Source organism: Clostridium sp. FS41, from assembly GCF_000954015.1.
In the GTDB taxonomy this organism is placed as follows: Bacteria; Bacillota; Clostridia; order Lachnospirales; family Lachnospiraceae; genus Enterocloster; species Enterocloster citroniae.
In genome coordinates this window covers 136,920-149,609 of record NZ_JYHN01000059.1, presented here as the reverse complement: position 1 = coordinate 149,609, position 12,690 = coordinate 136,920, and the positions used below count along the sequence as shown (strand labels likewise).

10 protein-coding genes are annotated in these 12,690 nt (G+C 46.7%); 1 reads left to right on the top strand and 9 read right to left on the bottom strand.

The window, feature by feature from the left end; all coding sequences use genetic code 11:
• Positions 1 to 72: 72 nt before the first annotated feature.
• Positions 73 to 723, top strand: coding sequence for a Crp/Fnr family transcriptional regulator (locus CLFS41_RS12765; protein ID WP_007858609.1), 651 nt, complete (start codon positions 73 to 75; stop codon positions 721 to 723).
• On the opposite strand, the gene CLFS41_RS12760 is transcribed toward CLFS41_RS12765, so the two are convergent.
• The 9 genes from CLFS41_RS12760 to CLFS41_RS12720 form a co-directional block, all read right to left on the bottom strand.
• Positions 712 to 3,276 carry a diguanylate cyclase gene (locus tag CLFS41_RS12760; RefSeq protein ID WP_045092486.1) on the bottom strand — a complete coding sequence of 855 codons (2,565 nt, stop codon included), beginning with the start codon at positions 3,274 to 3,276 and terminating at the stop codon, positions 712 to 714. The genes CLFS41_RS12765 and CLFS41_RS12760 overlap by 12 nt on opposite strands.
• A gap of 181 nt (positions 3,277 to 3,457) precedes the next feature.
• Complete coding sequence (gene rd / locus CLFS41_RS12755; RefSeq protein ID WP_007858625.1) at positions 3,458 to 3,622, bottom strand: rubredoxin; 165 nt, start codon at positions 3,620 to 3,622, stop codon at positions 3,458 to 3,460.
• Between the two features lie 278 nt (positions 3,623 to 3,900).
• Complete coding sequence (locus tag CLFS41_RS12750; protein ID WP_007858626.1) at positions 3,901 to 5,997, bottom strand: elongation factor G; 2,097 nt, start codon at positions 5,995 to 5,997, stop codon at positions 3,901 to 3,903.
• Between the two features lie 161 nt (positions 5,998 to 6,158).
• Entirely contained in the window at positions 6,159 to 6,428 is a 270-nt protein-coding gene (locus tag CLFS41_RS12745) for a DUF1266 domain-containing protein (protein ID WP_048930165.1), read from the bottom strand.
• Between the two features lie 213 nt (positions 6,429 to 6,641).
• Positions 6,642 to 8,630: a TRAP transporter permease gene (locus tag CLFS41_RS12740; protein WP_007858628.1), complete on the bottom strand. Its 1,989-nt coding sequence runs from the start codon at positions 8,628 to 8,630 to the stop codon at positions 6,642 to 6,644.
• A gap of 21 nt (positions 8,631 to 8,651) precedes the next feature.
• On the bottom strand, positions 8,652 to 9,749 hold the full coding sequence (locus tag CLFS41_RS12735; RefSeq protein WP_007858629.1) for a TAXI family TRAP transporter solute-binding subunit: 1,098 nt from the start codon (positions 9,747 to 9,749) through the stop codon (positions 8,652 to 8,654).
• Positions 9,750 to 9,789: 40 nt separating this feature from the next.
• Positions 9,790 to 10,608, bottom strand: coding sequence for an MTAP family purine nucleoside phosphorylase (locus CLFS41_RS12730; protein ID WP_007858630.1), 819 nt, complete (start codon positions 10,606 to 10,608; stop codon positions 9,790 to 9,792).
• Entirely contained in the window at positions 10,605 to 11,930 is a 1,326-nt protein-coding gene (locus CLFS41_RS12725) for an amidohydrolase family protein (RefSeq protein WP_045092485.1), read from the bottom strand. Before CLFS41_RS12725 ends, CLFS41_RS12730 begins: the two co-directional genes overlap by 4 nt.
• The gene (locus CLFS41_RS12720) at positions 11,902 to 12,597 is read right to left on the bottom strand and encodes an MBL fold metallo-hydrolase (protein WP_045092484.1); all 696 of its coding nucleotides are present in this window, start codon (positions 12,595 to 12,597) and stop codon (positions 11,902 to 11,904) included. Before CLFS41_RS12720 ends, CLFS41_RS12725 begins: the two co-directional genes overlap by 29 nt.
• Positions 12,598 to 12,690 lie beyond the last annotated feature (93 nt).

The window sequence follows — 12,690 nt, the reverse complement described above, 5'->3', positions numbered from 1 at the left end:
TGTTGCATTTGCAACAGAAAAGTATTATGATATTGAATATCATAACACAAAACAAGGCAGGGTAAAAGAGAGATGACAGAATATTTTCAGAAAAACTTATTTAAAGACATTTCCATGGAAGAATACAAACGCCTGCTTACCTGCCTGGACGGAAGGTCGAAACAGTTCCGGGCCGGCGAGACCATCTGCGATTACGACCAGGGCTTTAATGACATCGGTATCATTGGAAAAGGCACCGCCTCCGTGGTGCGCTATGAATTCAACGGGGCCAGGACCATATTGGAACGGCTGGGTCCCCAGGACATCTTTGGCCATCTGCTGTCCTATGAGGGCAGCGAGAATGCCGGCATCAGCGTGGTCAGCGACAGTGCCTGTGATGTGCTTTTTATCCACTATGCCACCATCAGTTCCCCCTGTACAAAAGCCTGTACCTACCACCATCAGCTGACCCAGAACCTTCTGGATATGATCTCCGAGCGCGCCCTGAACTTAAGCCGCAGGGTGGAGGTCCTTTCCCAGCGCACCATCCGCGAAAAACTGATGTGTTATTTTCTCCAGCTGGCCGCACAGGCAAAAAGTTCCTCCTTCCGCCTTCCCTTTACCATGGTGGATCTGGCCGATTATCTCTCCATCGACCGCAGCGCCATGACCCGGGAACTGAAGCGTATGAAGGAGGAACGTATCATTGAAATGGACAAGCGCAGTGTCCGTTTATATATTTAATCCGTATTTCTGTTCAAATTCCACAGGTCCTGCAGGGCGTCCAAAATAAAAGCCCTGTATGGACTCCATTCCAAGCTCCCTCACCGCCAGGTATTCCTCCTCGGTCTCCACGCCCTCCAAACACACCTGCTTGCCAACATCATGGCACAGCGCTGTGATGGAACGGATAAATGTGGCGTTGAATATATCTGTGGTGACTCCTTTCACAAACCCTCTGTCTATTTTAACAATATCCACCGGAATGTTCTTCAGGGAAAACAGTGAGGAATAGCCCACTCCAAAATCATCCATGGCAACCTGTATGCCAATGGCCTTCATGTCCCTTAGCATCTGCAGGATGCGGTCATCCGCCTTAGCCAGATAGGTTTCTGTCAGTTCCATGACCACATGGGATGCCTCCAGATCAAGCTCCTTTAAGGTATCGCCAATATACGGTATGATATCCCCCTCTGTCAGCTGGACATAGGAGAGATTGATGCTCATGCGGAAATCAGGCTTAAAACCGCACCATTCCCTGCACTGGGCAGCCGCATGGCAAAAGATCCACCGCCCCAGCTGGATAATCAGTCCGTTCTGCTCCAGAAGGGGAATGAACTCTCCCGGGGAAATGTCCCCGTACTTGCTGCAGTGCCATCTGGCCAGCGCCTCCGCTCCCTGCAGCACACCTGTCCTGGTATCCACCTGAGGCTGATAATGAATGGTAAATCCCGCAAATCCCCGCTCAATGCTTTCCCTGAGAAGCTCCAGCAGTTCCAGCCGCCGCTCCCGTCCGGCAAGGATGTCCTTGGAAAATACAGTCATCCTGTTCCTGCCGGTCAGCTTAGAGTGCTCCAGGGAATAGTTGGCACATTTAAGAAGTTCCAGGTAATTGTCCCCGTCCCTGGGGTAAATGGTGAAGCCCGCTGAACATGTACAGTAGTACTTCCTCCCGTTATACTCCTGCTGCTTATGGAAATTCTGCTGTATCTTATGGAAAATATCCTGTCCATCTTCCTCATTGCTGCCAAGGCAGAGGACGCCGAACTCATCCCCATCCAGGCGGTACAGCTTGGCATTGGCCGGAAGCATGGACGACACCTTTTGCGCCGTGATCCGCAGGACCTCATCCCCAAAGGACCGGTCATAGAGATCGTTGATATTCTTGAACGAATCCAGGTCCAGGATCATAAGCCCAATCATATCCACTTCCTTGTGGTCCACCAGATATTTTTTTATATCCCCCTCAAACTCATACTTATTATAAAGGCCGGTCATATGGTCAATCTGATTCCTCTTTCCCAGATTGCTGATCATGCCTGCAAAGAGTTCCGGCCTTCCCTCCTCATCCCGGACCATCTTGCCCCGGCAGCGCAGCCATATCCACTCTCCCTTTACATTCCTGGCCCTGTATTCAATGTTGTGGTAGTCTTCCCTGCCGTCCGCTATATTCTGGTTGCTCTCCAGAAAATACGCCTCATCATGGGGATGGATCAGGCCGCCCCAGAATGCAGCCGCATTCATAACCACCTGACCGGGCAGTCCAAACTCCTCCACCATGGCCTGAGGATAGCGGAACACACCGGTTTTCATATTGCCCACAAATATATAGTCCTCGGTGCTGGATGTCAATGCATTATAAAACGTTTCATTGTCATATTTAAAAAGATCGGCGCTTGTGCTCTGTCCGTTTTCACTGAGTTTCTTTTTTGCCCGGATGATATGGTAAGCCCTTTTCTGTATATACATCTGCTCATCCGCCCTGGCGATCATATCATCCATGGAGCTGTTATCCCCCGGATATATCTCGGTCATCCCGTAGCTGAAAGGCACGCCGTAGTCAATGCCTACCCGCTCCCGGTCCTGCCTTGCCCTCTGAAGGACCCGTTTCATGCTTTCTTCCACCTCAGCCCGGCTGCGCCCATAAAAAAGCATGACAAACTCATCTCCGCTTAAACGGAACATAAAGTCCATCCTGCCCAGGCATTCCCTGGTGATGGATGCAACATAGCGCAGCAGGCTGTCTCCGGCGCTGTGGCCGTACTTGTCATTCACCTGCTTCAGTTCATTGATATCATACAGTACCAGGGTGAGGATCTGATTCTCCCGCGCCGCCTGTTCAATGGCCTGGGCCAGGCGTTCATTGCCGCCGCGGCGGTTGAGCATCTGGGTCAGCTCATCGGTGCGGGCTGAATTCGACATCCTGTCATATTCCGTCACATCAATTGAGTTCTGGATATGATAGGTCCTCCCGTTCCACTTGATCAGACTGTCATAATTGTGATAGACGCGCCCTGTTAAGGTATTGTTTTCCTGCCATACCCATCCCTTTTCAGACTTCTTTTCCATCAAACGGTCAATGGGACAGAATTCACAGCGCCTGGATATTCCGTGCTGCAGTACCTGCCAGCAGACTTTCCCTTCCGGATCCTCAAGCCCAAAAGCATGTTTCATATTCTCATTCATGTACAGAATTTCATCTGTCTCCAAATCCGTTATATAGATATGGGTATCCATCCGGTCAAGCACGCTTGAAAGGAATGTATCCTCAAACAGCTTTCTCTGCTCCTCAGTCATAAATAAGATTTCCCTTTCCCCCTATTGTTAACCGATCTTACCGTTAACCGTTTTCTATCCTTAACTTCTTCCTCTATTGTAAACTCTTCCCAGTTTATACTCAAGGACAATTTCCAAAAAAGCACCTCTTTTCGGTTAAAATAGCCGAAAAGAGGTGCTTTGTTTTCCGTATGAACGTATCTTATTCTTCGATCTCAGAGAACATATCCTTGCCAACTCCACACAGAGGACATACCCAGTCATCCGGAATATCCTCAAATGCTGTTCCAGGTGCAATACCGCCGTCAGGATCGCCAACCTCCGGGTCATATATCCATCCACATGGATCACATACATATTTTTTCATTGTTATTTCCTCCTTGAATTTATGTTATAAATTTTGTTTTTCCTTTTGATGACATTAATATATCATACTCGTTCCTGTTTTTCTGTGACATTTGCAACAGTTTGAAGTATTTTATATTGCTTTGTTTATGATATGCAGCTACATGCAATTGAATCCATTTAATCCGATCAAACTGCATCCAATCTGAGGCAAAACAACTGCCCGCAGATAACGCGGGCAGTCTTGCACCTTTGTTCAGTGACTTTGCTACATCTATAATCGGCTGTCCATCAGGCGGATCACTCAGAATCCTTAGCTGCGGCCCTTGCCTCTACCTCACGCTTTTGTACATCGCCGGGAGCCTGCTCATAACGGGTAAACTCATAGCTGTAAAGACCGATGCCGCCTGTCATGGAACGCAGGTCTGTGTTATAGCCAAAAAGCTCAGACATCGGAATATCCGCCTCTATCACCTGTTTGCCGTTGTGGTCTGAGTTCATTCCCAGAACACGGCCTCTCCTGCGGTTTAAATCGCCCATAACATCACCGGTGAACTTATCAGGAACCGTCACCTTAAGGGATGCGATCGGCTCCAGAAGCACTGGATTGGCATCCATAAAGCCCTGTTTAAAGGCCAGGATTGTTGCCATCTTAAATGCCATTTCAGAGGAGTCCACAGGATGATAGGAACCATCTAAGAGGGTTGCCTTTAATCCAACCACCGGATATCCTGCAAGAGGTCCTTTCACAACGCATTCCTGAAGTCCCTTTTCCACTGCCGGGAAGTAGTTTCTCGGAACAGAACCGCCAAATACCTTTTCCTCAAATACAAACGGTGTCTCAAGATCGCCGGATGGCTCAAATTCCATAATAACATCACCATACTGGCCGTGGCCGCCGGACTGTTTCTTATGTTTACCCTGAACCTTAACCTTCTTGCGCAGGGTCTCACGGAATGCAAATTTAGGCTTGGACAGGATAATGTCCACCTTGTAACGGCTCTGAAGCTTGCTTACAACAACATCCAGCTGCTGGTCGCCGATGCCGTAGAGCAGTGACTGGCGGTTTTCAGCATCATTGACAACCTTCAGGGTCAGGTCTTCTTCCATCATACGTGCCAAAGCGGTGGATACCTTGTCATCCTCGCCCTTGTTGGCTGCCTTGTAAGCCATATAGGTATACGGTGTGGAGGTCTGCGGCTTATGGTACACAATGGGAGCTGTGCGCACCGCCATGGTATCGCCTGTCTGGGTAACGGTAAGCTTTGCAACAGCGCCGATATCGCCTGCCCTTAACTCCTGTACCTCGATCTGCTCCTTGCCGCGGAGTATATAAAGCTTTCCAATCTTCTCTTCCGCATCCTTATTAACATTATATACCATGGTGTCCCCTTTCAGGGTACCGGTACAGATCTTCATCAGTGAATATTTGCCGATAAAGGGATCCACAATGGTCTTAAATACCCTTGCGGACAGGGATACATCATCATTGTACTTGGCAGTAAAGCGCTCGCCTGTGGATACGTCCACGCCAATGCACTCAAAATGGTCAGGTGACGGGAAATACTTGTCAATGGCCTGAAGCAGTACCTTAAAGCCCTGGCAGTTGATGCCGGATCCCATCATAACAGGTACAATGTCGCCTTCGATCACATGCTCGCGCAGAGCGGTGGAAATCTCCTCCTGAGTAAATTCTTCGCCCAGGAAATAGCGCTCCATATATTCTTCATTAGTCTCGGCAACAGCCTCGATCAGAGCATCTCTTGCAATGGTCAGGTTCTTCTGAACATAATCAGGGATCTCGCACTCTTCATAATCGCTCAGCTTAGTAAAACGGCGGCCGGCCATCTTAACCACGTTGACGAAACCTACAAATTTTTCATTCTCACGGATCGGCAGCTGGAACGGCGCGATCTTACGTCCAAAACGGGTCTCCATCTTCACTACCAGTTCACGGTAGCTGGCATGGTCATCATCCATGTTGGTAACAAAGATCAGCCTGGGCAGGTTGTACTTTTCACACATCTCCCATGCCTTCTCTGTTCCCGGTTCGATGCCTGCCTTACAGTTTACTACGATAATGGCTGCATCAGCAACGCTGATCGCCTCCTCTACTTCTCCTACAAAATCAAAAAATCCCGGCGTATCCAGAAGGTTAATCTTAATTGGTCCGTCCTCGCCTGCATATTCCAGCGGGATCAGCGTGGTGGAAATAGAAAACTGTCTCTTGATCTCTTCTTTGTCATAATCGCTGATGGTATTGCCGTCAGGCACCTTTCCCATGCGGGTCGTCATGCCTGTGATCAGCGCCAGTGCTTCCGCAACAGTCGTCTTACCTGCGCCTCCATGTCCAAGTAATACAACGTTGCGGATTTGTTCAGTCCCATATACGTTCATATATTTCCCTCCTGTACATAATATTTAAGCCCATGCGTATATTTTACTAAATTTTTCAGAATTTTTCAAGCTTTTTATATCATTTGCACAACATTCTTATATGAACAATCTGAAAACCCTTGAAAGCCTTGTAAATGCTAATAGAATCAATAACCATCCATCTACCAGCTCTTCTCCAGCGGCATATTCCAGTCCAGGCTAAACGGATTGAAAGCGCTTGTCTTCAACTGTTCATAGATATATCTGCGGTCAGAAGCATCGGTTCCTGACCAAGACGCATACCCTGCCAGGTAACTTTCCACAAACTCATCCCAGGAACTGAATTTTGTCTGAATAATTTTTGCTGTCTCAAGGGATTTATCCAAGGTTTCCTCAATGGTATAGTATCCTGCGATATAATAAAATCCCAGGTTTGACATGGATTGCCACATAAAATCCTAGCCTCTTCATAAGAAAACCCCCTCTATGTAATTGCCTTATTCTATCTTATTATACTATTTCTGAAATACAAAAGCCACCGGAATTTATCCAGTGGCCTATGTGTACAATCTTATCTTTTTCCCGCCGGAATTGTATGAATAGCATTGGGGAATCCGGCAAAGGGGAATAGCAGAATGGATACCATTCTTCTATCCCCCGCTTTATTAACCTTGCTTCTGCCGTATCAACAGTCTATTCTGGGATAGTCCTGTCACTACCATCACCGTTACACCGATCACATCTGTCAACGTAGTTGGTATTACCATCAAAATGGCGGCCACTGCAACAACGGCCCTTTGCCATCTCTGCATTTTTGTAAGCATCCATCCCTCTACCGCCGTGCTAAGCAGCATAACTCCTATCACCGCAGTAACGATCTTTTCAATAACCCAAATAGTGACTAGGCCATCGCAAAACAGAAGGTCAGGTGAATTAATGAATATCATGGGAACCAGAAAGCCGCCCAACGCTAATTTAAATGCCTGCCATCCTGTCTTTCCCGGATCAGCATTTGCTAATCCGGCCGCCGCATAAGCTGGTATTGCCACTGGCGGAGTCACATTAGCCAATAAACCAAAATAAAAAACAAACATATGCGCTGCCAAAACCGGCACATTAAATCCACTGATAAGAGCAGGGGCAGCTACGGTTGAAAGCAGCATATAGACAGATATGGTAGGCAGTCCCATCCCCATGACAATACAGATAACTGCAATAAGTATGCAGGAAATCGTGAAGTTTCCCCCAGCCAATTTCAATATGACGTTACTCAGTGTCTGAGTAATACCCGTCAAATTACAGACTGCCGTAATCATATTGATACCACAGCACATTGCCGCTACGCTCACCAACCGTTTGCCGGACAATTGCAGGCACTGCCATATATCTTTTAAACCCAAACGCGTCTTTTTCTTACACGCAGCTATGAGGACACAAAGTGGTATGGCACGAACTCCCACCCAGGTAACCGTGTAGCCAACGCACAGCATAACTACAACAAATATAAACGGCAGGAATAGATATCCATCTTCTTTGAGAACCAAAAGCAGCTTCGGGCAATCCTCTTTTGCAAGCCCCCTAAGGCCCAGTTTACAGGCTCTAAGATGTACCATTGCAAAGCAGCCCGTATAATATAATAAGACGGGTACAATGGCTGCCAGACATATCTTGCTGTAAGCGATTCCTGTGATATCCGCCATAATAAAAGCACTGGCTCCCATAATAGGAGGCATAAGCTGACCGGCTGTGGATGACACTGCTTCCACAGCTCCTGCGAATTCCGGTTCGTAACCTGTCTTTTTCATTAACGGAATGGTAAATGCGCCTGTAGTTACCACATTGCTAACTGCATTGCCGCTAATTGTGCCAAACAATGCGCTGGTTACTACGGAAACTTTTGCCGGGCCTCCGGCAGACTTTCCGGCAATGGAAAGGGCAAAATCATTGATAAACTGCCCTGTTCCCGTTTTTTCCATAAATGTTGCAAAAATAAGGAACAGACTAAGCACCCCGGCCACCGTACCCACATTAGATCCAAACAGTCCCTCACTGGTCAATAAAAGCTGGGAAGCGATCCGCTTTATGCTAAGGCCTGAATGCTTGAGAGCTCCCGGAGCATATTTTCCAAAATAGGCATATGCCAAAAATATTGCGATAATGATCACAATACTGGTTCCTCCGGATCTGCGTATTGCTTCCATAACTGTCAGTACCAGCAGTATGCAAAGAAATATTTCCAATTTAGAAGCAATACCGCTTCCCGTTGTAATTGAGCGGTGATTTGAGATCACATAGCCACATACAACCAGGACCGTTGCTATCATTATAAAATCATACCATCTTGGCAGCCTTCCTGTATCCTGTTTGCGCAATGCATACAGCAGAAAGATCATAGTAAGACAAAAGCACATAAATATGGCTCTGTGCATGAGCGCTTCAGGGGCGCCCACCGCACAGGTAATGTAGACATACAGGCAGAGTATTCCCCCCATAATATCCGATACCTTATATCTCCAGTCCTTACTTTCCTTCTCTACCGCAGAATCCCGATCATATTTATCCAGTAATTCCTGCTGAGTATCTGCATCCACTGTTTCAACAGAACTTAAGGAAACCGTATCCTGCCCTAAAGTTTTATTACCAGCATCTGCCATGATATCCCCCTTCACCATAGATTATTCCGTAACCCAACCTATTTCTTTAAAATACCGGACAGCACCGGGATGCATTTCCACATATGGGTCATTGTAAGTCAGTTCAAATACATCTTTGGCCGTAGTGCCGGCAAACAGACTGTGCATCCCTTCAAGTTCCTCCCAATGCTCTACAATCAGGCGTGTGATCCAATACACCTCTTCTTCATTGCAGGATGCCTTGCATGCCAAACCTGCCACGCTGACTACGCTGGACAGCTCCTCTTTTATCTCCCCCTCATAGGAGCCTGCCGGTATGACTGCTTTTGAATATCCGATTTCAGCGTTAACAATTGCTTCAACCTGCTCCTCTGTAAAATCGATCAGATAAATATCTTTTGTGGCAAACAGCTGTGAATAATTAGTCATAGGGACTGTCCCTGTCATAATCATGGCATCTGCCTGGCCATTTTGAATAAGCTCAACGCCATCTGCCGGGCTGGAATATTCAGCTTTAAACTTATAGCCGTCTGCTTCCGTATAAAAACCGCAGATTCCCATAAGATCATGGCACATATTTTCATTTCCGCTGCCCGCGGTGCCTACCACCACCTTTTTCCCAACCAGGTCATCCAAACTGTTAATTTCAGAACCTTTACGGCACGCAATCTGAACAATGCTGGAAGAATACATCATAACCAGCTTTGCATCCAGGTCAACCGGTGCATCCTTGTAGCTCCCTATACCGTTTTTGGCGCAATATAAATAGTAACTCACATTAAATCCATAGTCTCCGTCCCCGGCTTCCATTAAGTAAGGATTTTGGGCTGAACCGGCTGTAACCTGGGCTGTACAGGTAGAATCCGTATATTCAGAAATAATTTGGGCAATCGCACTCATGCTGAGCTGTGCATTCCCTCCTGAGGAAGCTCCCAACATTGTTATAAAGTCCGGCCAGTCATAACTGTCCGTTGTTTTGTTTAGTTCCTCATTTGAGGGTTCCGTGGCTTTATCTGTTGCTGCCACACTGGTTTCAGGGACTTTGGATGAAGCAATCGGCTGACCTGTACCGGAATTGCCGCAAGCTGTCATTGAAATCATGGTTACTAACGCCAATCCCATCCTGAATATTTTTTTCATTTTTATCCTCCTTTGGGTTCTTTCCCTAACAACATTTGTATTAAAAATACCACTCCGGCCTTATGCCAAAAAATCCTTTTTCAGGCAAACCGGCGCACAAACAATCCGTTCCTTCCGGCAGCCTGCCGGCCAGATTTTTTAAAACGCGCTCTACCTTGTCTTCCATACCGTTCTTCTCATAGGCTGTCATCAGCCCCTCATCACCGCTTTGATAAATGGCAGGGCCCATCCCTGTACACATATTAATTACCATTGAAAGAGATGCATAACACATTCCAGCTTCCTTGGCAAGGACCAGTTCAGGAAACATGGGGGTTCCTATTATATCCCCTCCTATGGAATTATAATATCGAACCTCCGCAGGTGTCTCAAACCTGGGACCTTCAGTACAGATAAATGTGCCAGTGGAACAGACCGGTATCCGTTCATCAGCGCAGGCTTCAAGGAGGTATCCGCGCAGATTCCCACAGAAGGGCTCACTCATGTCCACTCTAACCCAGCAGGCATGATCTTCAAAAAAACTGAGTACCCGCTTTTTCGTAAAATCCATGGCATCATCCGGCACCACAAAATCTCCCGGACGGATATGAGGATTACAGGAACCGATTGCATTTTGGGAAATAATCTGTTTTACTCCCAATTTTTTCAATCCCCATATGTTGGATCGAAAATTTACCAAGTGGGACGCCATATCTGCATGATCTCCATAGCGCAGTATCACAGCTGTATTTACTCCATTTACCAGGCCTGTATACACCTTTGCCTCTCCCCATGGCGTAGAAACCATTTGAGACTGTCTGTTTTCCAAAAATCCTTCGGACATATGGCTTGTTATAATGCCGAACTTACAATAACTCATAACACTTTCCTCCTGTAGTGGTCCATGATGGCTTTTTTCATCAACGTTTCGTCTTCCTTGATCACCTTACCTTCCGTATACACCAGATTCCCATCAATAAAAATTGAATCAACAGATGATCGGTCCATATAAAATACAACATCAGAAAGAAAACGTTCTTTATTATATCCCAAAGGGTGCCATGGCTTAACTAAAAGAACATCTGCTGCAGCCCCCTGCTCCAGCACTCCAATGTTACCCATTCCCAACACTTTGGCACATTCTGAAGTAGCCATCTTTACAAGTTTTTCATTTGATAATGCCTGATCTTTGCCTTTCAGACGACTGGCTAACGCCGCCATTTTGATTTCCTGGAACATGTCCAGCGTATTATTGCTCAGCATACTGTCAGTGCCCAGCCCTACATTAATCCCATTTTCCAGCATCTTCTTAACTGGAGAAATACCATTTCCCAGTTTCGCGTTGCTGACCGGACAGTGGATAACATTGCTGCCGGTACGCCTGAGTATGGCTATATCTTCATCGTTCATTTGTACACAATGTATGAGTACTGTGCGTGGAGATAATACTCCCAGATCAGCCAGCCATTGGATAGGACGCATTCCCGTACGCGCTTTTATAGTCATCTCTTCATCCAGCGTTTCTGCAGCGTGGATTATGAACCGTTTCCCGATCATCTTTGACTTTTCATAGGTCTGCTTGATCATCCGTTCCGTGCAGCTATAGGTTGCATGGGCGCCTAAAAAGAATTGGATCCTATTATCTTTCTGATATTTTTCCTTGTACAGCCGGGTACTGTCTACAATGGAATCATAATTAGGCTTTCCATTTTTTCTGTATTCCGGAGAATTAGCCATTCCGCCTGCCAGACACCGCATCCCTGCCCGGGAACACGCATCTGCCATCAGGCCTGCTTCATATCTGGTGCAGTCACAAATACAGGTAGTCCCCCCCTTCAGCATCTCAAATACAGACATCTCGTTATTCTTTTCAATATCTTCCTGTGTAAGGGTGGATGTATAGGGAGCCAATTCCTCTGCCCACTGGGTAAAGTCTTCCGCATCGCTGATGGCGCGGTAACTATTCAGGTTACTGTGTCCATGACCATTGATCAGCCCAGGCATAGCGATCCGGTCCGATGCATCATATTCCATATAACCATCTCTCAGCAGCTCCTGTGGTGCATCCCTTCGCTCCCCAACCCAGTCGATCTTGCCTTCTGACATGAACAGCACTGCATCCGTATAAAAATGCCCTTTTTTATCTGCAGTATATAAATGTTTACAGATGATCTTATACTTTGTATTTACCATTTGTTCCATAATTGCATACCTCCAAAGGCGCATTTGTCTTAATCCAATGTGCGGTGTTAATGTTGTCGGCAAATGGGGTTCCATCTGGAAGCAGCGGACAGTCATGCCCCGGTATTATATAATCTACAATGCCAACCATCCGGCCCAATGACGATAAATAAAAGGGTGTACCCCAAATATCCTCCCTGCTTTTTATCGCATCTGCACACAGTAAGATCCTTTTTTTGTCATATACCGCTAACAAAGAGCATGAACCCTTTGTATGTCCGGGCGTATGTATCATTTCTATGCCTGACATGATCCCCATCCTGGGTTTGCGGACTACGATCAGATTAGGTTGACGCAGTATCCATAATCGGTAGGGCTCCGGTACAGGATCGTCTGGTTTTCCGCTCTCTTCTATTTCTTCCTGATGTATGTACCACTTCGCCTTTTTAAAAAGATCAATATTCCCTATATGGTCAAAATGAAGATGGCTGATTATTACGGAATCAATGTCATCGGGACTCAGATGATGATCAGCCAGTTTCATCAAAAGTCCCGGACGGTCATTAAACGCGCCTGTATCAAACAACAGATTGCGTCCGTTATCCTGAATCAGCACGACCGTACTCCATCCCAGCCATCCTCTCTCGCTGCTTCCCCCAATCCCATAAAAAAGTCCTGTGACCCTCAAACCAATTCACCCCCTTCCCGCCCCTGCCAAATAGCATCCTATGGACCAAATAGATTATAGCATGATGCAGGCGGATTCCTTTGACGCATACGA